Annotated in this window: 21 protein-coding genes; 7 read left to right on the top strand and 14 right to left on the bottom strand. The window is 61.0% G+C overall.

Going from position 1 to position 23,500, the window contains the following annotated elements; genetic code table 11:
- Nucleotides 1-700: COG4705 family protein (locus N8H71_RS18060; RefSeq protein ID WP_262195024.1), on the top strand; the 700-nt coding region annotated here is incomplete at its 5' end.
- A 129-nt stretch (nt 701-829) separates the two neighbouring features.
- Here the strand turns inward: N8H71_RS18060 and N8H71_RS18055 are convergent.
- From N8H71_RS18055 to N8H71_RS18040, 4 genes are all read right to left on the bottom strand, one after another.
- Nucleotides 830-2,149: an MFS transporter gene (locus N8H71_RS18055; RefSeq protein WP_262195023.1), complete on the bottom strand. Its 1,320-nt coding sequence runs from the start codon at nt 2,147-2,149 to the stop codon at nt 830-832.
- Between the two features lie 321 nt (nt 2,150-2,470).
- Nucleotides 2,471-3,802, bottom strand: a complete 1,332-nt coding sequence (locus N8H71_RS18050; protein WP_262195022.1) for a sigma-54-dependent transcriptional regulator — start codon at nt 3,800-3,802, stop codon at nt 2,471-2,473.
- Complete coding sequence (locus N8H71_RS18045; RefSeq protein ID WP_262195021.1) at nt 3,802-5,562, bottom strand: sensor histidine kinase; 1,761 nt, start codon at nt 5,560-5,562, stop codon at nt 3,802-3,804. The genes N8H71_RS18050 and N8H71_RS18045 overlap by 1 nt, the downstream gene beginning before the upstream one ends.
- 246 nt (nt 5,563-5,808) lie before the next feature.
- A complete protein-coding gene (locus tag N8H71_RS18040) occupies nt 5,809-7,332 on the bottom strand; it encodes a fumarate hydratase (RefSeq protein WP_262195020.1) in 1,524 nt (507 codons plus the stop codon).
- Between the two features lie 311 nt (nt 7,333-7,643).
- Here N8H71_RS18040 and N8H71_RS18035 point away from each other — a divergent pair, with 311 nt between their 5' ends.
- From N8H71_RS18035 to N8H71_RS18025, 3 genes are read left to right on the top strand one after another with little or no spacing between them, the layout of a single operon-like run.
- Nucleotides 7,644-8,750, top strand: coding sequence for a GGDEF domain-containing protein (locus N8H71_RS18035; RefSeq protein WP_262195019.1), 1,107 nt, complete (start codon nt 7,644-7,646; stop codon nt 8,748-8,750).
- Nucleotides 8,743-9,678: an iron-sulfur-binding ferredoxin reductase gene (locus tag N8H71_RS18030; protein WP_262195018.1), complete on the top strand. Its 936-nt coding sequence runs from the start codon at nt 8,743-8,745 to the stop codon at nt 9,676-9,678. Before N8H71_RS18035 ends, N8H71_RS18030 begins: the two co-directional genes overlap by 8 nt.
- Before the next feature lie 29 nt (nt 9,679-9,707).
- Nucleotides 9,708-10,457: an enoyl-CoA hydratase-related protein gene (locus N8H71_RS18025; RefSeq protein ID WP_262195017.1), complete on the top strand. Its 750-nt coding sequence runs from the start codon at nt 9,708-9,710 to the stop codon at nt 10,455-10,457.
- Between the two features lie 182 nt (nt 10,458-10,639).
- Here the strand turns inward: N8H71_RS18025 and pyk are convergent, their stop codons facing one another.
- Complete coding sequence (gene pyk, locus N8H71_RS18020) at nt 10,640-12,091, bottom strand: pyruvate kinase (RefSeq protein WP_262195016.1); 1,452 nt, start codon at nt 12,089-12,091, stop codon at nt 10,640-10,642.
- 172 nt (nt 12,092-12,263) lie between these two features.
- On the opposite strand from pyk, the gene N8H71_RS18015 reads away from it, so the two are divergent.
- Entirely contained in the window at nt 12,264-12,650 is a 387-nt protein-coding gene (locus tag N8H71_RS18015) for a tetratricopeptide repeat protein (RefSeq protein ID WP_011335675.1), read from the top strand.
- Nucleotides 12,651-12,866: 216 nt separating this feature from the next.
- On the top strand, nt 12,867-13,226 hold the full coding sequence (locus tag N8H71_RS18010) for a PilZ domain-containing protein (RefSeq protein ID WP_262195015.1): 360 nt from the start codon (nt 12,867-12,869) through the stop codon (nt 13,224-13,226).
- A gap of 44 nt (nt 13,227-13,270) precedes the next feature.
- On the opposite strand, the gene N8H71_RS18005 is transcribed toward N8H71_RS18010, so the two are convergent.
- The 8 genes from N8H71_RS18005 to N8H71_RS17970 form a co-directional block, all read right to left on the bottom strand.
- Complete coding sequence (locus N8H71_RS18005; RefSeq protein WP_262195014.1) at nt 13,271-13,675, bottom strand: DUF6124 family protein; 405 nt, start codon at nt 13,673-13,675, stop codon at nt 13,271-13,273.
- Nucleotides 13,676-14,217: 542 nt separating this feature from the next.
- Nucleotides 14,218-14,433: a hypothetical protein gene (locus N8H71_RS18000; protein WP_262195012.1), complete on the bottom strand. Its 216-nt coding sequence runs from the start codon at nt 14,431-14,433 to the stop codon at nt 14,218-14,220.
- A 194-nt stretch (nt 14,434-14,627) separates the two neighbouring features.
- On the bottom strand, nt 14,628-15,962 hold the full coding sequence (locus N8H71_RS17995; protein ID WP_262195011.1) for a DUF58 domain-containing protein: 1,335 nt from the start codon (nt 15,960-15,962) through the stop codon (nt 14,628-14,630).
- Nucleotides 15,959-16,960 carry an AAA family ATPase gene (locus N8H71_RS17990; RefSeq protein WP_262195010.1) on the bottom strand — a complete coding sequence of 334 codons (1,002 nt, stop codon included), beginning with the start codon at nt 16,958-16,960 and terminating at the stop codon, nt 15,959-15,961. Before N8H71_RS17990 ends, N8H71_RS17995 begins: the two co-directional genes overlap by 4 nt.
- The gene (locus N8H71_RS17985; protein WP_262195009.1) at nt 16,957-18,120 is read right to left on the bottom strand and encodes a DUF4350 domain-containing protein; all 1,164 of its coding nucleotides are present in this window, start codon (nt 18,118-18,120) and stop codon (nt 16,957-16,959) included. Before N8H71_RS17985 ends, N8H71_RS17990 begins: the two co-directional genes overlap by 4 nt.
- Entirely contained in the window at nt 18,117-19,661 is a 1,545-nt protein-coding gene (locus N8H71_RS17980; protein WP_262195008.1) for a DUF4129 domain-containing protein, read from the bottom strand. The genes N8H71_RS17985 and N8H71_RS17980 overlap by 4 nt, the downstream gene beginning before the upstream one ends.
- The gene (locus N8H71_RS17975) at nt 19,648-20,625 is read right to left on the bottom strand and encodes a stage II sporulation protein M (RefSeq protein ID WP_262195007.1); all 978 of its coding nucleotides are present in this window, start codon (nt 20,623-20,625) and stop codon (nt 19,648-19,650) included. The genes N8H71_RS17980 and N8H71_RS17975 overlap by 14 nt, the downstream gene beginning before the upstream one ends.
- Nucleotides 20,622-21,347, bottom strand: coding sequence for an RDD family protein (locus N8H71_RS17970; RefSeq protein WP_262195006.1), 726 nt, complete (start codon nt 21,345-21,347; stop codon nt 20,622-20,624). Before N8H71_RS17970 ends, N8H71_RS17975 begins: the two co-directional genes overlap by 4 nt.
- 180 nt (nt 21,348-21,527) lie before the next feature.
- Between N8H71_RS17970 and sbcB the strand changes: the two genes are divergently transcribed.
- A complete protein-coding gene (gene sbcB, locus N8H71_RS17965) occupies nt 21,528-22,958 on the top strand; it encodes an exodeoxyribonuclease I (protein WP_262195005.1) in 1,431 nt (476 codons plus the stop codon).
- A 101-nt stretch (nt 22,959-23,059) separates the two neighbouring features.
- On the opposite strand, the gene mvaT is transcribed toward sbcB, so the two are convergent.
- Nucleotides 23,060-23,437, bottom strand: coding sequence for a histone-like nucleoid-structuring protein MvaT (gene mvaT / locus N8H71_RS17960; RefSeq protein WP_007951234.1), 378 nt, complete (start codon nt 23,435-23,437; stop codon nt 23,060-23,062).
- Nucleotides 23,438-23,500: the final 63 nt, after the last annotated feature.

Here is a 23,500-nt window from a genome sequence, read left to right as displayed (position 1 = left end):
GACCCTGGGGGAAACCGCGGGGGATTTGCTGTCGATGACCCTTAACGTCGGCTACGCCATCAGTTCGCTGATCCTGATCAGCGTGTTTGTCCTGACGCTGATCACGCAGTTGATGGCCAAGACCTACAAGCCGCTGCTGTACTGGATCGTGATCCTGTCGACCAGCACCGCCGGCACCACCATGTCCGACTTCATGGACCGCACGCTGGAACTGGGTTACGCCACCGGTTCCATGATCCTGATCGCGATCCTGCTGGCGATTTTCGCGGCATGGCGCCTGAGCGGCGACTCGCTCAACGTCACCAAGGTGCAGAGCTTTCGCGGCGAGATGTTCTACTGGATGGCGATCCTGTTCTCCAACACCCTGGGCACCGCACTCGGCGATTACCTGGCGGACGACTCGGGCCTGGGCTTTGCCGGTGGCGCACTGTTGATCGGCTCGGCGATTGGCGTGGTCGTGCTGCTCAAGTACTTCACGAAGATTTCGTCGGTGGCGCTGTTCTGGGTGGCGTTCGTGCTGACCCGGCCGTTTGGCGCGACGTTGGGCGACTTGATGACCAAGTCCCATGAGAAGGGCGGTCTGGACTTCGGCACCATCGGCTCGTCGGCGGTCCTGGCGGGGATTCTGCTGGTGATGATCGTGGGCGCGTCTTATGCGCAGAAGCGTTATGGCAAGCCGCAGGTTGCCGAGTCGGCATGAGACCGAGGTGACCCCAATCGCGAGCAGGCTCGCTCCCACATTGGATCGGCGTAAATCTGATCCTGTGGGAGCGAGCCTGCTCGCGACGGGGCCATCACAGCCACCATTGCAGTGGCTGAATAAACCCGGTCAGTCAGTGACGATCCGCGAATGTTTCTGGGTGTCTTTCATGGTGATGTACACCAGCAGGGACACCGCGATGCACGCGGTCACGTACCAGTAGTAACCGGTTTCCATGCCGATGCTCTTGAACCACAGCGCGATGTATTCGGCGGTGCCGCCGAAGATCGACACGGTCAGTGCGTACGGCAGGCCGACGCCCAGGGCGCGAATTTCGGTCGGGAACAGCTCGGCCTTCACCACCGCGTTGATCGAGGTGTAGCCGCTGACGATGATCAGTGCTGCCATGATCAGGAAGAACGCGCCCCACCAGGTCTGGATGGTGTGCAGGGTCATCAGGATCGGCACGGTGAAGATCGTCCCGAGCACGCCGAAGGCGATCAGGATCGGACGACGACCGATTTTATCGGACAGGCCACCGATGATCGGTTGCAGACACATGAACAGGAACAGCGTCGCTGCCGAAATGGTGGTGGAGTCGGAAATGCTCATGCCGACGGTGTTCACCAGGTATTTCTGCATGTAGGTGGTGTAGGTGTAGAACGCCAGGGTGCCGCCCATGGTCAGGCCGACCACGGTCAACAATTCCTTCGGATGGCGCATCAAGGTGCGCATGGCGCTTTCCTTGGACTTTTCTTTCTTCACGAAGGATTCGGTTTCCTCCATGCCGCGACGCAGGTACAGCGCAACCACTGCACACAGCGCGCCGATCGCGAACGGAATGCGCCAGCCCCAGGCGTACAGTTGCTCGGTGGTGAGCATCTGTTGCAGCACGATCAATACGCCCAGCGCGATGAGCTGGCCGGAAATCAGGGTCACGTACTGGAAGCTGGAGAAGAAGCCACGACGTTCCTTGGTCGCCATCTCCGACAGGTAAGTGGCGGAGGTGCCGTATTCGCCGCCGACCGACAGGCCTTGCAGCAGACGGGCGAAGACCAGCAGGATCGGCGCGCCGATGCCGATGGTTTCGTAGTTCGGGCTGAGGGCGATCAGCAGGGAGCCAAAGCACATCAGGTACACCGAAGCCATCAGTGCCTTTTTACGTCCGACCTTGTCGGCGTACAGGCCCATCAGCCAGCCACCGATCGGACGCATCAGAAAGCCCACGGCGAAGATCGCGGCGGTGTTCATCAACTGGGCGGTGGTGGAGCCGGCGGGGAAGAAGGTCTTGGCAAAGTACAGCGAGAAGGCGGCGTAGACGTACCAGTCGTACCACTCGACCATGTTGCCGACGGAACCGCTGAAGATCGACTTGATGCGACTGGCGGTGGTTCGTTCTTTGGCCGGCACGGCAGCCGACCCAAGAGGCAGGGCGTTGGAGTTATCCATTGAAGGATCCTTCGTTTAATTGTTTTTGTGGAGCGCGTCGAAACGCAGCCTGCGGGGGCTATAGCAGGAGCTGTGCCAACGGGGGGAGGGCCGGTTTAGAGGGGGTGGGGAAGTTTATTGAGCGGAAATCCGCTCATGTATGGGTTGTATTGAGCGGAAAATTGCTCACCCCCGACGGATAGATCATTGTCGTCTGTGCCGGCCTCTTCGCGGGCAAGCCCGCTCCCACAGGTTTTTTTGTGAACACAGAATATGTGAACACTACCGACCACTGTGGGAGCGGGCTTGCCCGCGAAGAGGCCCGATCAGGCACTGCAAAAATCAACTGCCCTGCACAAACATCTCGCGAGTCAAACCATGCCGCTGCATCTTTTCATTAAACGTGCGCCTCGGCAGTTGCAGTTCCTCAAGTACGGCTTTCACATCCCCCTTGTGCCGGGTCAACGCCGCACGCAAACACTGCGCCTCAAACGCTTCCTGCTGCGCCGCCAGCGACTGCCCCGGATCAATCCCCTGCACCGGTTCATCCAGCCCCAGCACCTGCCGCTCGGCGACGTTCGCCAGCTCCCGCACATTACCCGGCCAGTCATGACTCAGCAGGTGGCTCAACTGCGCGCCACTGAGCGGCGGGAACGTGCGGCCCAAGCGCTGGGCGGCGCTCTGGGCGAAGGATTCGAACAACAACGGAATGTCTTCCCGACGCTCACGCAGCGGTGGCAATCGAAGTTCCGCGACGTTCAGGCGATACGCCAGGTCCTCGCGAAAACGCCCGGCCCGCGCTTCATCCAGCAAGTCGGGTTTGGTCGCCGCGACAATCCGCAAGTCCACCCGAATGCTCTGGTTCGACCCCAGCCGTTCCAGCTTCTGCTCCTGCAACACGCGCAGCAGTTTCACCTGCTGGGCCAGCGGCATGCTTTCGATCTCATCGAGAAACAGCGTGCCGCCATCGGCGTATTCCAGCTTGCCGATGCGCTTGCCGGAGGCCCCGGTGAACGCACCGCTCTCATGCCCGAACAACTCGGCTTCGAACAATTGCTCAGGGATCGCCGCGCAGTTCAGCGCCACGAACGGCTTGTCGGCGCGCGGGCCGAAGTCGTGCAGGCAGCGGGCGACCAGTTCCTTGCCGCTGCCGGTCTCGCCACGGATCAGCACGTTGACCGGCAGCGTCGCCAGATCCAGCACCTGCCGGCGCAAAGTCTGCAAGCCACGGGACACACCGAGCAGCGTCGCATCCAGTCTGGCGCGGTTGTCGGCCTGTTCGTGCAGGGCGCGGTTTTCCAGCACCAGCCGACGCTTGTCCAGCGCCCGGCGCAGGCTGCCGAGCAGGGTCTCGGGGCTGAAGGGTTTTTCCAGAAAGTCGTAGGCACCGTCGCGCATCGCTTCGACCGCCATCGGCACATCGCCGTGGCCGGTGAGCAGAATCACCGGCAGGTCGGCATCCCGGCGCTGCACTTCGGCCAGCAGTTCAAGACCACTGAGCCCGGGCATGCGCACGTCGCTGAGAATCACCCCGGCAAAATGCTTCGGTAGCGCCGCCAGGCATTCTTCGGCGCGGCTGAACAACTGCACTTCGAACCCGGACAGGCTCAACCATTGCTCGACGGCACTGCGAATACTGCTTTCGTCATCGACCACCATCACCGAGTTGAGCATCAGATATGTGCCTCCAGATCGATCGGCAAGGTCAGGCTGAACACCGCGCCGTTGTCACCATTCTCGGCGCACAGGCGTCCTCCGGATTCATGAATGATGGCGAACGAAACCGCCAGCCCCAGGCCCAGCCCGTCACCCACCGGTTTGGTGGTGAAGAACGGATCGAACACCTGACCCAGATGTTCTTCGGCGATGCCGCCGCCGTTGTCGATGACGCTCAGGCGCCACAGTTGCTCGTCGACTTCCAGTCGGATTTCCAGACGCTTGCATGGCCTGCCCTGCATCGCATCGAGGGCATTGCGCAGCAGGTTGATCAACACCTGCTCCAGGCGGATCGCATCGCCGCGCACCCACGCCGGACGGGTCAGGTGCAGCACCAGACTGACCTGTTCATCGCGCAGACGCGCATCGAGCAATTGCAGGGCCTGATCGACCACCGTCGCCAGATCCAGCCGTTCGCGCAAGCCGCTGGGGCTCTTGCGGGCGAAGGTTTTCAGGTGGCCGGTGAGGGCGGCCATGCGCGTGAGCATGTCATCCACCGGTTTGAGCGCCTTGTAGGCGTCATCGACCCGGCCGTGATCGAGCAGCAGCCTCAGAGTTGCAAGCTGCATGCGCTGGGCGGTCAGCGGCTGATTGATTTCGTGGGCCAGCGCGGCGGACATCTGTCCCAGTGCCGCCAGTTTTGCCGACTGCACCAGACCGTCCTGAGCAGTGCGCAAGTCGCGGGTACGTTCTTCGACCAGTTGCTCAAGCTCCTCGCGGCTGCGCTGGCGCATCTTCGCCAGACGCCAGCGCTGGTTGAGGAACAGCAACAGGAACACCAGCGCCAGCCACACCCCGGCAGCAGCGAGGCCGGCATTGCGCTGGTCTTCGAAGGACACTTGCGGGCGCCGCAGCAGATGCAGCGTCCAGCCTTCGGCGGTCAACGGCAGCGATTCCCATAAGTAATCACCCGTGCCTTGCGGGCCTTCGACGCGGCGCAGATCACTGTTGTCGTCGAAACTGCGCAGCGCCAGATGCGTCAGCGGCACCAGCGATTGTTTGTCGTATTGGCGGGTGGCCTTGATCTCGCGGTAATCGGCCGGGCTCAGCGGGTGCAGCAGGCGATAGCGCCAGCCGGGCTGGTTGGCGATGAAGATGATCCCGCGTGCATCGCTGACCAGCAGGGTGTCATTGCCCTGGCTCCATTCGCGTTCGAGTTCCGGGAATTCGAGCTTGACCACCATCGCCCCCAGGAACTCACCGTTGTCGCCGAGCACCGCGCTGGACAGGAAGTAACCGGGAATCCCGCTGGTCACACCGACTGCGTAGAAACGCCCGGTGCCCTGGGTGCGGGTCTGGCTGAAGTACGGGCGAAAGCCATAGTTGTGGCCGACGTAACTGCTGGGCAGACGCCAGTTGCTGGCCGCCACCGCAAGGCCGGTGTGGTCGAGCAGTTCAAGGGTCGAGGATTGTGCGGCGCCGTTGATCTTTTCCAGCTTCAGATTCAGCGCAGCCTGCTGTTCGGCATCCACGGGACCTGCCAGCGCGGCACGCAATTGCGGGTCCAGCGCGAGTACGGCGGGCAGTGCGCGGTAGCGATCGATCAAGGTATGCAGCGAATTGGCGTAGAGCGCCAGTTGCTGGTTGGCCCGGGCGGCGTCTTCCACCAGCGCCTGTCGTTCGGCGTGACGGATCGCAAGCGTTGCAGCAAGGGCGGCACCGGCGATGATCAGCAGGGTGTACAACGACAGACGCAGGGTACGGGAAGTCGGCAGCATGCTGTGGCAAACGGATGGCAGGACGGGCGGGCACGATACCATGCAGATGTGTAGGCGGGGCTCCCGTTCATAGGCGCTATGAGAATGCGGTACTTTTTGCCGATACCGATCACTGGAGGCATCGACAATTGCGCACGAAAAAAACCGCTCTGCATATAGATGTTTGGTTGTACGGATTTTATACACTCAAAAAAAAACGGCCGGCTCTCCATTTGGATGAGCCGGCCGTTTTATATGGCAAATAGCTTACTGTACTTCCACCGCCAGGCTTTCGCTGATCTTCTGTTGCCAGATCGCAGGACCGGTGATGTGAACCGATTCACCTTTGCTGTCCACCGCTACGGTGACCGGCATGTCCTTGACCTCGAACTCGTAGATCGCTTCCATGCCCAGCTCGGCAAACGCCAGGACCTTGGATTTCTTGATCGCTTGCGCCACCAGGTAAGCGGCACCGCCGACGGCCATCAGATACACAGCCTTGTTGTCCTTGATCGCGTCGATGGCGGTAGGGCCGCGCTCGGACTTGCCGATCATGCCCAAAAGGCCGGTCTGTTCGAGGATCTGACGGGTGAACTTGTCCATCCGCGTGGCGGTGGTCGGGCCCGCCGGGCCAACCACTTCGTCACCGACCGGATCAACCGGGCCGACGTAGTAGATGAAGCGACCTTTCAGGTCTACCGGCAGGGTTTCGCCCTTGTTCAGCATCTCGACCATGCGCTTGTGTGCGGCGTCGCGACCGGTGAGCATCTTGCCATTGAGCAGGACGGTTTCGCCCGGCTTCCAGCTCTGCACGTCTTCCGGGGTCAGGGTGTCGAGGTTGACGCGACGGGCCGACGGGCCGGCTTCCCAGACGATTTCCGGGTAGGCGTCCAGCGGTGGTGCTTCCAGCGAGGCGGGGCCGGAACCGTCGAGCACGAAGTGCGCGTGGCGGGTAGCGGCGCAGTTCGGGATCATGCACACCGGCAGCGAGGCGGCGTGAGTCGGGTAATCCATGATCTTCACGTCGAGCACGGTGGTCAGGCCACCGAGGCCCTGGGCGCCGATGCCCAGCTGGTTGACCTTCTCGAACAGCTCCAGACGCATTTCTTCGATGCGGTTCTGTGGGCCACGAGCCTTGAGCTCGTGAATGTCGATGAATTCCATCAACACTTCCTTGGCCATCACAGCGGCTTTCTCGGCGGTGCCGCCGATGCCGATGCCCAGCATGCCCGGTGGGCACCAGCCGGCGCCCATGGTCGGAACGGTCTTCAGTACCCAGTCAACGATCGAGTCGGACGGGTTGAGCATGGCCATTTTCGACTTGTTCTCGGAACCGCCGCCCTTGGCCGCCACGTCCACTTCCACGGTGTTACCCGGAACGATGGAGTAGTGGATGACCGCCGGGGTGTTGTCCTTGGTGTTTTTACGCGCACCGGCCGGGTCGGCCAGGATCGAAGCACGCAGGACGTTTTCCGGCAGGTTGTAGGCGCGGCGTACGCCTTCGTTGATCATGTCGTCCAGGCTCATGGTCGCGCCGTCCCAACGCACGTCCATGCCCACACGCACGAACACGGTCACGATGCCGGTGTCCTGGCAGATCGGCCGGTGGCCGGTGGCGCACATGCGCGAGTTGATCAGGATCTGCGCCATCGAGTCACGGGCCGCTGGCGATTCTTCGCGCAGGTAGGCTTCGTGCATCGCCTGGATGAAGTCCACGGGGTGGTAATAGGAAATGAACTGCAGGGCGTCGGCAACGCTCTGAATCAGGTCGTCTTGCTTGATCACGGTCATGAGTCGCGCTCCTCTAAAAGACGGGAACATTCAATAAGGTGCCTGCGGCTTGGGTGCATCGGTCGGTCGCAGACACCTTTCAAGGCACGCCGGGGCTGCTGGCGCGACGCTAAAAAGGCGCGGCAGTATACCGCGCCTCGGTGGCGGGCACATCTGCCGGGAGTCATTCGTTGGTCGCATGGTTGCAGGTTTTTGACGCCAAATACCCGGCCCGAAAATCAATGGTCATTTATCGACCGGGCCACTAAAGTGGCAGCCGGTCTGTAGAGTAGGACACTCGGTCAGCCTCTTATCGCACGGTGAGTCAACGATTGACCCATAACGCCATTCAACGTCTTTTGCTCAAACGCTTTGCCCTCGCTGCAGCCACCTATGGATTGGCTTTGCTGCTGCTGTGGCTGGCGTATTTCACCGGTCACTACGACGATTCGCTGACCGGCGTCGCCGTCGGCAGCGCGCTGGTGGTGATCAGCCAGGCAGCTTTGTTCGCCCTGTTTTTTTCCGGCCTGAACCTGCGTTTCGCCGATCCGAGCCTGACCGAGGCCCAGGTATTGCTCGGTCTTGGCTGGCAGACGTGGCTGATCGCGCATCTGGATGAGGCGCGGGGCGAGTTCCTGGTCTTTTACGTGCTGATCCTGCTGTTCGGTCTGTTCCATTTGTCGCGCCGGGCGTTTGTGCGCTGCGCGATGCTGGTGTTCTTCAGTTTCTGCGCCATCACGCTGTGGGATGGCTACCATTTCCAGCTACCTGACCCGGCGCTGGCCGCGCTGCAGGTGTGCATCCTGCTGATCGTGCTGGTGTGGCTGGTGATCTATGCACGGTTTGTCCAGACCTCGCGGCAACGCATGCGCCAGCGCCGGTTCGCCTTGCAGGCGCATCAGGACACCCTGCGCGGGATGATGCGCCAGCTCGAAGACCTGGTGGCCACCGATGAGCTGACCGGGCTGTTCAACCGCCGGCATTTCCTGCGCCTGGCCACCCGCGAGCTGAATGCGATGGAGGCCGACGTGGTGCACGGTCTGGCGCTGATCGACCTCGACCATTTCAAACGTATCAATGATCTGCATGGCCACGCTGCTGGCGATCAGGTGCTGCAAGCCTTCGCCGGTGTTGCCGGAGCCTGTCTGCGCGACGGCGACGTGCTGGCGCGTTATGGTGGTGAAGAATTCGTGGTGCTGCTGCCCGATTGCAACGCCGAGCGTCTGACCGCCTGTTGCGAGCGGCTGCGCATCGCCTTTACCGACGTCGAACTGGTGGGCCTGAACGTGAAAAACCTGAGCCTGTCAGCGGGCATGACCCTGCTGGAACTGGGCGATGATCTGGACGACGCCTTGCAGCGCGCCGATCAGGCGCTGTACCGGGCCAAGCGCGACGGACGTAATCGTTGCGCGGCTGCGTGGGAGAACGTCGATGCCTGAACTGCGGGTCGGTGAACGACAGTGGTCGGTGGCGGCGGGCAGCAACCTGCTCGATGCCCTCAATCAGAACGGTGTGGCGGTGCCTTACAGCTGTCGTGCCGGCAGTTGCCACGCGTGTCTGGTGCAGTGCGTGCAAGGCTTGCCTGCTGACAGTCGTCCTGACGCCTTGAGCGCCGAACAGCGTGAGCAGGGCTGGCGACTGGCGTGCCAGTGTCAGGTGATCGAAGACTTGCAGGTGCACACCTTCGACCCCGTCACCGACGGTCGTCCGGCGGTGGTCGAGGCGCTGGACTGGCTCGGTGCCGATGTCTTGCGCTTGCGTCTGACACCCCAGCGGCCGTTGCGCTACAGCGCCGGCCAGCATCTGGTGCTGTGGGCAGGCCACATTGCGCGTCCGTATTCGCTGGCGAGCCTGCCGGAAGAAGACCGCTTTCTTGAATTCCACCTTGATTGTCGCCAGCCCGGCGAATTCAGCGATGCCGCGCGCCGCTTGCAGATCGGCGACCCGATCCGCCTCGGCGAACTGCGCGGCGGTGCGTTGCATTACGACCCGGACTGGCACGACCGGCCGTTGTGGCTGCTCGCTGCCGGCACCGGGCTCGGCCCGTTGTTCGGCGTATTGCGTGAGGCCTTGCGTCACGATCATCGGGGCGCCATCCGCGTCATTCACCTCGCCCATGCAGCCGACGGGCATTACCTGGCCAAACCCCTTGAAGCACTGGCCGCACAGCGGGAGAACCTCAGCGTCGAGCGGTGGACGGCGGCCGAGTTGCCGGGCGCTTTGGCGCAACTGCGGCTTGTTTCCCGACAAACCCTGGCCTTAGTCTGCGGCTCGAGTGCCAGCGTCGACGCGTTTGCCAAGCGTCTGTTCCTGGCCGGACTGCCGCGCAATCAACTGCTGGCCGATGTCTTCCTGAGCCGTGGTTGAGCGCTGAATTCTCAGACGCGAGACCTGCCATGCCCGAAGCCATCCTGCTGCACCGCGAACGCGGTTTGCTGACCCTGCGCCTCAACCGCCCGGACAAGAAAAACGCCCTGACCCGCGCCATGTACAGCCAGTTGGCCGACGCGCTGAAACAGGCCGACAGCGACCCCGAAATCAACGCCGTGCTGATCACCGGCAGCGCCGAGTGCTTTACCGCCGGCAACGACATCGCCGACTTCATCCAGCAACCACCGAGCGACCTCGACAGCCCGGTGTTTCACTTCATGCTCGAGCTGCTCGAATGCCGCAAACCGGTGATCGCCGCCGTGGCCGGGGCGGCGGTGGGGATCGGCACGACGCTGTTGCTGCATTGCGATCTGGTTTATGTGGCGCGGGATGCGCGATTGCGCATGCCTTTCGTCAATCTTGGTTTGTGTCCGGAGTTCGGTTCCAGCCTGATCCTGCCGCGTTTGCTCGGGCAGGCCAAAGCGTCGGAACTGTTGTTGCTCGGTGAAGGTTTTACCGGTGAGCAGGCGGCGCAATGGGGCATCGCGACCGAGTCCTTAAGCAGTGGCGAAGCCGCGTTGGCCAAGGCGCGGGAGATGGCGCTGAGGTTTGATGAACTGCCGGCCGAGGCGGTGCGCATCAGCAAACAGTTGATGCGGGCGCCGGATCGCGAGTTGATTCGCAAGGTGATCGAAGAGGAGGGCGCGCTGTTTACTCAGCGGCTGCGCTCGCCCGAGGCTTTGGCGGCGTTGACCGGGTTCATCAAACGCCATTGAGATGTTCATTGCCTGACGCGGCGCCATCGCCAGCAGGCTGGCTCCCACGTTGGGATTGCGCACTCCTGTGGGAGTCAGCCTGCTGGCGATAGGGTTGGCTCAGACAACACTTCTTCTGGATCAAAAAGCAAAAAGCCCCGCCATTCACATGGCGGGGCTTTTCGTTTTCAGCAACCGGTCACTCAGACCTGCGGGTCGCCCACGTGCAGGATCTTCATGCCGTTGGTGCCGCCGGTGGTGTGGTAGCTGTCGCCCTTGGTCAGGATGACCCAGTCGCCTTTCTCGACCACGCCGCGCTTGACCAGCTCGTCGATGGCTTTCTGGCTGACTTCGTTCGGGGCCAGCGAAGCCGGGTCGAACGGTACGGTGTACACGCCACGGAACATTGCCGCGCGGGCCTGGGCTTCGCGGTGCGGGGTGAACGCATAGATCGGCACCGACGAACGGATACGCGACATGATCAGCGGGGTGTAACCGCTCTCGGTCAGCGCGATGATCGCTTTCACGCCCGGGAAGTGGTTGGCGGTGTACATGGTCGCCAGCGCAATGCTCTCGTCGCAGCGGCTGAATTCCTTGCCGATGCGGTGGCTGGAGGTCTTGCCGGTCGGGTGCTTCTCGGCACCGACGCAGATGCGCGCCATCGCCTGCACGGCTTCCAGCGGGTACTGGCCGGCAGCGGATTCGGCGGACAACATCACGGCGTCGGTGTAGTCGAGCACGGCGTTGGCCACGTCGGACACTTCGGCGCGGGTCGGCATCGGGTTCTGGATCATCGACTCCATCATCTGGGTCGCCACGATCACCGCCTTGTTGTGGCGGCGTGCGTGCAGAATGATTTTCTTCTGGATGCCCACAAGCTCGGCGTCGCCGATTTCCACGCCCAGGTCACCACGGGCAACCATCACGGCGTCGGACGCCTGGATCAGACCGTCGAGGGTTTCGTCGTCGGCCACGGCTTCGGCGCGTTCGATCTTCGCTACCAGCCAGGCGGTGCCGCCAGCTTCGTCGCGCAGTTGACGGGCGTAGTTCATGTCGGCGGCGTCACGCGGGAAGGACACGGCGAGGTAGTCGACTTCCATTTCAGCGGCGAGCTTAATGTCGGCCTTGTCTTTATCGGTCAGGGCCGGTGCGGTCAGGCCGCCACCGCGACGGTTGATGCCTTTGTGGTCGGACAGCGGGCCGCCGATGGTCACCACGCAGTTCAGTTCGGTGGCGGTGGCGGTTTCAACGCGCATCACCACGCGGCCGTCGTCGAGCAGCAGCTCGTCGCCCACGCCGCAGTCCTTGACCAGGTCCGGGTAGTCGATGCCGACCACTTGCTGGTTGCCTTCGGTCAGCGGATGGCTGGTGGAGAAGGTGAACTTGTCACCGATCTTCAGCTCGATGCGCTTGTTGGCGAATTTGGCGATACGGATTTTCGGGCCTTGCAGGTCGCCCAGCAGGGCGACGAAGCGGCCGTGCTTGGCAGCGAGGTCACGCACCAGCTTCGCGCGAGCCTTGTGCTCGTCGGGGGTGCCATGGGAGAAGTTCAGACGGGCGACGTCCAGGCCAGCCAGAATCAGCTGTTCGAGAACTTCCGGCGAGTTACTGGCCGGGCCAAGGGTAGCGACGATTTTGGTACGACGGACGGACATGCAAAGACTCCTCAGGTTCAAGCGCTCGCAGAGGCTACTACGCTCTTTGGGTGTAGTCATTGTTCGTTTGCACTACTTATTGTTTTCTTTATTGAACGCGACAATCGGAGCAAAGGGCTCTGAAGATTTCTCGCCAGAGGTCGATAATGATCACAAGACAGGAGAATACCCCATGCGATTCGTGCCCATTGCCGCCCTTGCCCTCAGCGTCCTCGCTGCTTCGGGCTGCACCCGTTGGTCGATGAACCATCATCTGAACAACGCCTACAGCGCCTATGACCGGGGCAATTGCGAGCAAGTGATGCTCGAACTGTCCAAGGTCGAACGCGCCAGCCGTGCCCGCCCTTACGTGTGGCCGGAAGTGTCGATGATGCGCGGCCAGTGCCTCGAGCGGCAGAAAATGTTCGTCGATGCGGCGCAGACCTATCAGTTCATCATCGCCTCGTACCCCAACAGCGAATACGCCTACCGCGCCCGCGCGCGTCTGGAGACCCTGCAGAGCCTGGGCCACTATCCGACCCGCAGTGCAGCGGCCGTGGTACGACCAACCCGCTTCTGATGGCAGTTGTCATACAAAAGCTGGCTGGCTGTATAACGTGGGCTATAGTCCAATGACACCGCTGTAGATAACCCTTGCAGCGGCGCAACACCTGCGACTGGCATGAGCAGTACGTGGCGAGCGCCACACCGGAAGCGGGGAGAGCGGGCCTGACGGACAGGTTCGTTCCGAAGCACAGTGCGGCCCGAACACCGGGCCTTGCATGGCGATACGCTCATGTTTACCGACCGTCGAATCGAACGGCATCAGCTGCCGTATTTTCTGCGTGTGTTCAACAGCGTCACCGATAAACCCATCGGCTTTCTGGGCAACGTTTCCGAAGACGGGCTGATGCTTATCAGCCAGTTGCCGATGATGATCGGTGCCGAGTTCAAATTGCGTCTGAAGATTCCGGTGGGCGATGGCTGTCAGCAAGTGATCGACCTCACCGCGTGCTGCCTGTGGTGCCACGAAGACGCGACCCCCCGACACTACGACGCCGGCTTCAGCTTGTACCGGACGCCGCCCGAGTATGGGCAACTGGTTGAGGCGCTGAAGCAGTACTTCAGCTTTCAGCCGTTGCCGGCCTCGGCCTGAAAACCAAAAGAGCCACAACCTGCCGAAGGTTGTGGCCCTTTTTCTTACTCGTTTATCGCAATCGCCCGTTCGTTATCCAGTGTCTTCTCCACCAGCAACAATCCCAATTCACTCAACTGATAGATCGCCATCGCCAGATGCCGCGGCTTGTCGTCCAGGCTGTCGGCCAGATCCAGCAACAGAATGCTGACCGAGGAAAAGGTCTCGTAGGTCTGGATGGCGATCGCTTCGGGGTTGATCTCAGGATCGACCTTAAACATCTGCATGCCACGATCCACGGAGTTGCGTGATTTTTCAGCTTTGGGGTTGAGGTAGAAGTCGAGGGCCCGATGGGCCGCGTCGTGGAGCTTTTTTGAATCGACGGAGGTGTAGGGGGAGACAGGATCGGTTTGATCAGTCTTGTCAGTTGGATCAATATCCGAAGGCGGATTTGGTGTAGCTTTGAACATACCTAACTTCCTAATAAGCTGGGCTGTTACCGCTTCGCGACTAAACGAGGGGGTGGCAGCTGTAAGCAGGTTAGTCGACCGGGGAAGTAGGCTTTTCCGGCGTGCCCGGGGGCACCCTGCTCACAGCCACCATCGAGTGCAGGGATAGGGAATACCCGACTGGACGATGCGTTTGCAAACCTATCTTACCTCGGGCGACTAAACCCGGCCGCTGATTGGCAGCGACGGGGATCAAGTTACGGGGCAACGCCAAGGTGCACAAGCCAGCGGATTCGCGCTTACATGTAGGCAAAAGCGTCACGTGTTGTAGCCTCAATTCCACCGTTTTTTTGTTGTCCACAAAAAGTGAGAGAGCAACAGTTTTGCATCTCTTTTGAAGGTTTTTACACGTGGGGCAGAGCTAGTGTAGTCGTAGGCAAAGGGAGTTTTCTTGAGAACCGAGCTGTAAGGAAACCCCCAGTTAATTATTGTTTTTAGAGGACACGAACCGTAGAAGAAATAAATCGAAAGATCTTGGAGACATAGGTGAAGGTCCGAAAGCTTTAGCTGGGACGTTTTCCTTTCAGCTTGGCCAAACCTTGATTGATGAAGCCAGCGTTTTCTCCAATTGTAGAAAGTGCTTCTCGGGCGTTGTTTCCGGTATCCACCATTCCCTGTGCTTCGACCTGGAGTACTAATTCCATCAGAGCGGCTTCCAAGCCGAGTTGATTCTGATACATCCTTTCCAACACGTCTGATAGAGAGTATTGAACGGCCATTCTTAGGCTCCTTTTTGCAAAAAAAACAAGCATAGCAGTGGCATCTGCGAGTGTTAGTTGGCTAGCGATTTCTACTCAACTGGTGAGATGCATCAGCTTGTGATGCTCCTAGTGTGAACTGAGCCAGCTTATTGTTTAGAGCTTTTGATTTTCGTAGTTTTAATCTGGCCCTCCCATGTGAATTTCACAATGTGTTAGCAGAGTGCTCCAGATTTTTTCCAGCTCAGATATCGCGAAATTACGTCTGTACTCAATTCGCTTGGGGGGACATCTATCACTTGCACTCCTTGGGCATTCAATTTTTCATGGAGCACCGATCGGGCGTTCAGGTAATCCACTGTTGCGCAGTATTCAAGCGCTTGCTCAATCGTTTGCACCTGCGAATGCCGTCTATCTTCAAGCGTGCTTTCACGCAGGCTGGCCACGAGTACTCGATGCTGTTGGCTTAGTTGTCTGACGGCGTGCAGCAATTCCTCATCATCCTTATCCCGCACATTCGTCACCAGCACCACCAGCGCCCGACGCTTCTGTCTGGCCAGTAACTGATTCACCGCCGCCGGATAATCCGCCGAACGCATCGTGCTTTCCAGATCATAAACACCGTTGAGCAACACCTTGAGTTGCCCCGCACCTTTGACCGGTGCAATAAACCTCGGCTGATCGCTGGTGAAGGTGGACAAACCCACCGCATCCCCTTGGCGCAGCGCCACATAACTCAACAGCAGACACGCATTCAACGCATGATCGAAATGCGACAGCTCTCCATCCTGACTGCGCATCTGCCGCCCGCAATCGAGCATGAAAATGATCTGCTCGTCGCGCTCGTCTTCGTACTCCTTGGCAATCGGTGTGCGGTGCCGGGCGGTGGCTTTCCAGTCGATCTGGCGCAGGCTGTCGCCTTCGCGAAATTCCCGCAGTTGATGGAATTCCATCCCCTGCCCACGGCGTTGGCGCTGGCGTACGCCGAGCTGGCTGAGCCAGTTGTCGACCGCCAGTAACTGGCCGCCGTAGAGGCGGGCGAAGTCGGGGTAGACGCGGGTGTGGTCGGTGATGTTCAGCAGGCGTTTGTCTGACCACAGGCCTAAGGGGCTGGGCAGGTTTATCTCGCAGCGCTCGAAGATAAAGTGGCCGCGTTTGAGCGGACGCAGGCGATAGCCGATCAGGCTGCGCTGGCCGGGTTGTAGTTCGGTGTCGAGCGGCAGGTTTTCGAAGCTCAGGCCATCGGGTACGTGGTCGAAGAGTTGAATGGTCAGTGGCTGCTCGAAATCGTGTTCGACTTCCAGCCGGACTTCACCCCAGCGACCGAGGGCCAGGCTGCCGGGCATTTGCCGACGTACGCGGGGCGAGGGCAGGCGCTTGAGGCGCAGCGCGTCCAGCAGGCTCAGTGCAAACAACGCCAGCAACAATCCCCAGTTTATCGACAACAGGCTCGACGGCACTTCGACGTCCAGCGCCTGCAACGCGCCCAGCATAATGCCGATGGCCAGCAGGATCGCCAGCCAGATCAACAGCAGGCGCGAGGGTTTCACAGGCGCGGCGCCGGTACTTGGTCGAGCAGTTGCTGAAGGACTTGATCGACTTGCAGCCCTTCGATGTCCAGCTCCGGCGCAAGGCGTACGCGATGGCGCAACACCGCCAGTGCGCAGCCCTTTATGTCGTCGGGAATCACGAATTCGCCGCCGCGCAACAGGGCCCGGGCGCGGGCGCAACGCACCAGTGCAATGGAGGCACGTGGCCCGGCGCCGAGTGTCAGCCCCGGCCATGTGCGGGTGCTGCGGGCCAGACGCACGGCGTAATCGAGGACTTGATCGTCCAGCGGCAGATCACTGGCGATGCGTTGCAGGGCTTGCACGTCCTTGGCCTGCAACACGGTGCGCAGTGGCTGCACGTCGAGCATGTCGGCGCGGGTCGAGCGGCTGACCTGACGCACCATGTCCAGCTCCTGCTCGGCGTCGGGGTAATCCATGCGCACCTTGAGCATGAAGCGGTCGAGCTCGGCTTCGGGCAGCGGGTAAGTGCCTTCCTGTTCGATTGGGTTTTGCGTGGCGAGCACCATGAACGGCTGGGCAATCGGTAAGGCCCGGCCTTCGAGGGTGACCTGACGTTCCTGCATCGCTTCGAGCAGGGCGGCTTGAGTCTTGGCCGGGGCGCGGTTGATCTCGTCGGCCAGCAGCAGATTGGTGAACAACGGGCCTTTGCGCAGTTTGAATTGCTCGGTTTGCAGGTCGTACACCGCGTGGCCGGTGACGTCGCTGGGCATCAGGTCCGGGGTGAACTGGATGCGCGCGAACTCGCCGCCGAAGCACTTCGCCAGGGCGCGCACCAACAAGGTTTTGCCGAGGCCGGGAACACCTTCGAGCAGCACATGGCCGCCGGCGATCAGCGCGGTCAGTACGTCGTCGATCACCGGGTTCTGGCCGATCAACGCCTTCTGCAATTCACCGCGTACCGCTTGGGCCAACTGACTGGCTCGGTGACGTTGCTGGGCCGCGTGGCTGGGCGAGCCGGGTTCGGTGTGTTCGGTCATAGCGAGTTCCTCAAGGCTTGCAGGTGGGCGACCTGACGGCAGAATTCGGCGCTGGACATGCGCCGCTTCGGTGCCGGGCTCAGGGCCTGGCTGATGGCACGGGTCGGCTGGCGGGTCAGGCGTGACAGGGCCAACCATTGTTCGGCGACGTTCAACTGGTCGAAACCGGGGTGACGATGGCGGGCGCGGCGCAGGACGTCCTGCTGCAAGGCTTGCAGCAAGGTCTGTTGACCGTTGTGACGCAGGATGAAATCGGCGCTGGCGCGCAGGTGTTCCATCAACTGTCGACGACCGCTTGGGGCAGGTGCCTGCACCGGGCCGTGACGCACGCCGACATGCCACAACCACAGGCCGATCAACGCCAGCAGGGCGACGATGGCCTGCGGGAAGTAGCGCCAGAGCAAGGTCAGCAGACCGTCGTGTTCAGTGTTGTACAGCAGCGTCACGGCGGTGTCAGCGCTGAGGTACCAGAGCAGCCACGCGTTGTCGTGTTGCGCAATGGCCGGGGTTTTCCACAGATCGGCATCGGTGACCACGGTGATCGTGCCGAGGCCGAAAGCCAGTTGCATCATGTGCGTGGCTTTCGCGCTGTTGGCCCAGGCCTGGGCGAGGTTTTTCGGGTCGTCGAGGTGGAACGCGGTGTCGAACCCGGCGTAGGCGGGGGCGTCTTCGTCTTCCAGATAGAGCTTGGTCAGATTGGGGTATGGATCTTCGGCGGCATCCGGTGGCGTTCCCTTTAGATCCTTGGTGAAGGATTGATGCAGTTGCACGCGGTCGAGCAGCAGGTCGTTGCTCTGGCCGGTCTTTTCATCCCAGATCGATTCGGCGACGAACACCAGCCGTCCGCCGGCCCGGGCCCAGTTCAACACCTGATCGACCTGACGCGGGGTCATTTTCGAGCGGTCGTTGAACAGCAGCAGCGTGTGTCGGCGGGGGTCGATCTCGGGCAGCACGGCGAGACTCTCGGCATGACTGACGTCTATCCCGCGACCCCGTAGAAACATCTCCGCCGCCAGATAAGGATTGGCTTGCGCGGCGGGGGAAGGGCCGTGATCGACCTCGGTCTGGTAAGGCGTGGCCTTGAGATACAGATAAGTGCCCAGCGCACCGAGCAGGGCGACGATCAACGCGCCAGCCAGCCACAGCGCGCGCCGGTTCAACGGGCGGCTCCATGGCCGAACAGGGACCGCCAGCCATCACACAATTCCTGTTGCAGACGCGCCGCCGGTACGCGGTGCCCATAGGCCATGTTCTGCCAGTGGCTGGTGAGATGACGGCTATAAGTGAGCAGATCCGGACGCTGCAACTGTTCGATCCGGGCCAGCACTTCGTTTTCGGTGTCGGCGGGTTTCAGCGTCAGATTGAAGTCGTGCAGCAGATGACTGAGCAGCGCCCGGTAAAGCAGGCCCAATGCCGCGCGCGGCTCGGTGTGCCAGAGTTGTTCTGCATGGCTGGCGATGTCATCGGGCAGGCTTTCCTTTTGCAGGTCCAGACCGAAAGCCTGCTGCGGCAAGGGCCTTTTGATCCGTTCAGGCAAGCGCGGACGGCGGCCGACGAACGCTTGCAGAAAATCCCGATAGCGCCAGAACAGCCAGCCTAGCCCGGCAATCACCGCGCTCCACAGTACGATTTCGATCGCCTTGGCCAGGCCGTCGAAATGCCGACCGTCCAGCCATTCGAGCAGGGTTTTCAACCATTGGGGGGCTTCGCCTTCCCTGGATTTTTCGGCAGCTGCGGGATCTTCGCCGAAGCGATAACGGGTGACGGTTTCCTTGTTCTTGAACGGCGGCTGTTCGAGCAAGGCCTTGATGCTGTCGTGTGATGCCTGACTGGTCAGTGGCTGATTCATAAGTCGGGGCGCATCCGGAGCAGTTGCGGGGTCGGCAGCCCAGGCCGAGGGGACTCCCGGCAGCAGCAGGAAGACCACCAGCAGCAAACCGAGCGCGCTGCTGTTCAAACGCTGACGCAAGCGGCGGAACACCAGTTCGATGTCCCAGGCTTCGAGGACGGTGCGACGATTCAGATACAGGCTGAATCCACAGGCGACATACACCGGTTCCCAGATCACCAGAATCAGCGCATAGAACGCATTGGTCAGATGCTCCAGCCAGCGCCATTCGTAGTCGGCCGCGAAGATCAGGCTTTGCCAGTCCCAGTCGGTTTCAATCTGTTGCGGCAGGAGTAAATAGAACAGCACCATCAGGCCGATCCACAGCGCCGTTTCCAGATGCACGCCGATGATCGTCAGCCACTGCGCGGCGCCGGCATTGCGTTGCAACAACACCTGCAAACGCTGCTGGCGGGCCGCGCCGTCGAGACCTTCGAGTTGCAGCACTGGCAGCAGGAAGCTGCGACTCAAGCTGAAGCGGCGCCAGGTCAGACTGGCGATGAGTTGTGGCTTGAGCAGGCGCGGCCATTGGCGCAATGCCTGTTTCAGCGTGGGTGTTTCGCCGAACAGCGCTTTGGACAGGATGTACAGCGGCAAGCGTTCGTACGCCGGTTTCAGCCACCAGAAGATGAACACCGCGAGCGACGGCGAATCCCACAACAACAGGCTGAGGACCGCGAATAGCGGCAGGGTGACGATGGCCCAACTGGTCATCAACAGACGCCGGTGCTGCTGGCTCATGCGCACGCCCAGGTCCATGGCTTCCCAGGTGCTGCGAGGGCGAATCACCACGGTCGCGTCACTCAGGCGCATGGCGGGTCCTTCCGGCAAACAGCAGATACATCGTCACGCAGAGCCAGAGCCCGGCGCCGACCAGGTATTTGGTCTGCGGCGTGACCCCGGTGCGCGACGACCAATAGGCTTCGATAAACGCGGCGATAAACAGGAACAGCATCACGCCGCAGACCAGCAGGATGCTCTGGCGTGCGGCGTGTCTCAAGGCCTCACCGCGTGTCAGGCGTCCCGGCGCGATCAATGCCCAACCCAGTTTCAGCCCCGCCGCGCCGGCCAGGGCGATGGCCGTGAGTTCGAACGCACCGTGCCCGATCACGAAGGACCAGAAGGTCTGGCCGAAGCCGATTTCGCTCAGGTGCCCGGCCACCGTGCCGATGATCAATCCGTTGTAGAGCAGGAAAAACGCACTGCCCACCCCCAACAGCAAACCGCTGGCGAAGGTCTGAAAGGCGATGCCGATGTTGTGCATGATGTAGTAACCGAACATTACCCAGTCTTCGCTGGCGGCGCGTTCGGCCGAACGCCCGAGATGGCCGGCAACCGGGTCGTACATGCCTTGCATCTCGCGGACCTGATCGGCAGGGATCAGGTTGTAGATGAGATCCGGGAACAGATAGACCAGCAAGCCGAAACCCGTCAGGCTGCCGAAAAACAGCAGTGCGGCGGCGAGCACGAAACGCCATTCGGTTCGCACCAGCCGGGGGAAACCGGCGATGACGAAACCCAGCAGGTTGGCGCCAAGCTGGCTGCGATGACGGTAAAGCTGTTGATGGCCGCGCAGCACCAGCTGTTGCAACGAATCAACGAGAAAACTGCTGTAGCCACGTTCCTGCGCCAGCGCCAGATGCTGGCAGAGTCGGCGATAGGCCTTGGGAAATTCGGACACCTGCGAAGTGTCCTTGCCGCGTTCCAGACGTTCGAGGGCGAGCGTGAAACGCTCCCATTCGGCCTTGTGGCGGATTTCGAAAAGGCTTTGCTTCATGTCGGACCCAACAGGCCGCGGGCGATGCCGTTGAGTTCACCGACGGCTTTGGGTGCGCTGATGTGCAGTGGCTGAGCGAGCAGCGCCGCGAGTTCATTGACCCGCGCCGCCGACAGTTCACCCTGGCGTTCGGCGAAGGCGAGCAGGGCGCGTTGTTCAGTCAGTGTCAGCGGGATTGGCGAGCGGCGGGGTTCGGCATCGGGCAATTGCGGGCGCTTGAGCGGGCGTTCGCTGTAGATCACCAGCGTGCCGGCAGCGATGTCGCCGAGGCGTTTGAATGTCGGGTGTTGCAGGCAACTGATCGCCCCGAGGAAATAGCCGAACGGCATCAGGTCGACAAAACGCAGCAGGTTGCGCAGCAGGGAGGCCGACCAGCCGACCGGCGTGCCATCGTCGTGCACCACCCGCAGGCCCATCCATTGCTTGCCCGGCGAGCGGCCCTGACGCAGCACTTCGAACAACACCATGTACCACCAGCTCACGGCGAACAGCAGCAGCGAGCCCAGACCGATGCCGAGCTTGCCGAGCAGCGCCAGCAGCATGAACAGCAGCCCCATGATCAGCCCGCGCAAACACAGATCAATGGTGAACGCCACGGCACGAACCATCAGGCCGGCGGGACGCAACGGCAGGTCGATGCCCTCCGGCGTTTCGACCTGGTGCCGCGTGTCCAGTGGCGGGGCCAGCGTTGCTTTCCTTGGCGGTGCTGTGGTCTCGAGCATGGGCTACCTGATGTTGCCGGTTCGGGATGCGAGTGAATCCGATGCTAGCAGTCTCTCGGGGGAAAACGACATAACTATGTCATACACAAGGTTCAACCAAATGTGCCTGAATGATGCCGCGCTGGCCGCGAAGGCAGTCGAGCGCCTAGACTTTGCCGATCTTCAGTTCAGGAACCGCCCGTGACTTCCATCTTCTGGTACGACTACGAAACCACCGGGATCAATCCCCGCTGCGACCGCCCGTTGCAGGTGGCCGGGATTCGCACCGACCACGAACTCAACGAAATCGACGCGCCGGTCAATCTCTACTGCCAGCCCAGCGAAGACATCCTGCCGCACCCGGCGGCCTGTGCGATCACCGGCATTACTCCGAGCCGACTCGCCGAACAGGGCTTGAGCGAAGCCGACTTCATGACCCGGGTTCACGCCCAGCTCGCGGCTCCCGGCACCTGCGGCGCGGGTTACAACACCTTGCGCTTCGACGACGAAATGACCCGCTACAGCCTGTACCGCAACTTTTTCGATCCCTATGCCCGTGAATGGCAGGGCGGCAACAGTCGCTGGGACCTGATCGATGTGGTGCGCGCCGCCTACGCATTGCGCCCCGATGGCCTGGTCTGGCCGACCGATGATGAGGGCAAGGTGACCCTCAAGCTCGAACGCCTGACCGCCGCCAATGGCATCGATCACGGTAATGCCCACGAAGCCTTGTCGGACGTGCGCGCCACCATCGCCCTGGCCCGTTTGATCCGCGAAAAACAGCCGAAACTGTATGACTGGCTGTTCCAGCTGCGCAGCAAGCAGAAAGTCATGGACCAGATTCGGCTTTTGCAGCCGATGGTCCACATTTCCGGACGCTTCTCGGCGGCACGCAGCTATGTCGGTGTGGTGCTGCCGCTGGCCTGGCATCCGCGCAACAAGAACGCGTTGATCGTCTGCGATCTGCACCTGGACCCGCAGGGACTGCTCGATCTGGATGCCGGGACGTTGCGTCAGCGCCTGTATACCCGTCGTGACGAGTTGGCCGAAGGCGAGTTGCCGGTGCCGCTCAAGCTTGTTCATATCAACAAGTGCCCGGTGGTGGCGCCCTTGTCGGTGTTGCGTGCTGAAGATCAGCAGCGTCTGGGTCTGGACATGGCGTTGTATCAGGCGCGTGCGTTGCGACTAAGTGACGCACAACAAGTTTGGAAAGATAAAGTCTCGGCGATTTATGCCAACGAAGATTTCACCTCGAGTGAAGATCCCGAACAACAGTTGTACGACGGATTTATCGGTGACCGTGATCGTCGTTTATGTGAGCAAGTGAGGACGACCGATCCTGCACAATTGGCGCGAGAGCAATGGCCGTTCGATGACGAACGTTTGCCTGAATTGTTGTTTCGATATCGAGCACGTAACTTTCCCGATACGTTGAATTTCGAAGAGCAAGAACGCTGGAAAATCTTTTGCCGGCAACGCTTGTCCGAGCCGGAGTGGGGGGCGCCTAATACCTTGCAATCTTTTGCCGAGGCCATGGAGCAATGGCTGCTTAGTGCTACGCCGATGCAGGCCGAGGTGCTGGTTGAATGGCAGAACTATGTCCAGGCATTGCGCAAACGTTTGAATCTTTGAAATCGAACATGTCCGGTATCTTGAATGCCGGGCATAAAAAAACGCCAGCTTTCGCTGGCGTTTTTTGTGTCACAGAAGCGCTCTGTGACAAGGGTTGCGGCTTAGCCCAGCAGGGTAGCCCAGCCTTCAACCACGTCACCGCCCCACTTGGCTTTCCACTCTTTCAGAGTTTTGTGGTTGCCACCTTTGGTTTCGATGACTTCGCCGTTGTGCGGGTTTTTGTATTGTTTAACTTTGCGAGCACGTTTGGTGCCGGTAGTTTTGGCTGCGCCGCCACGTGGTGCTTTGGTTTTGGACTCTGGATCCAGCAGCGCGATGATGTCGCGCAGGGATTTGGAGTATTCGCCCATCAGTGTGCGCAGTTTGCCTTCGAACTCCAGCTCGGCTTGCAGTTTGTCGTCTTGCGACAGGTTCTTCAAACGGGCTTGCAGCTCTTTGATAGCTTCTTCGGTGGCACGATATTCGTTGATCAAGGACATGATTACTACCTTATTGGGAGTGCGCGATGGCAGGGGACAGTGTCGCAATAATAGTCAGGCTGT

Source organism: Pseudomonas koreensis (genome assembly GCF_025447595.1).
GTDB classification, from domain to species: domain Bacteria; phylum Pseudomonadota; class Gammaproteobacteria; order Pseudomonadales; family Pseudomonadaceae; genus Aquipseudomonas; species Aquipseudomonas koreensis_H.
Note: the sequence above shows the minus strand (reverse complement) of the source record. Positions and strands in the feature narration are given on the sequence as shown.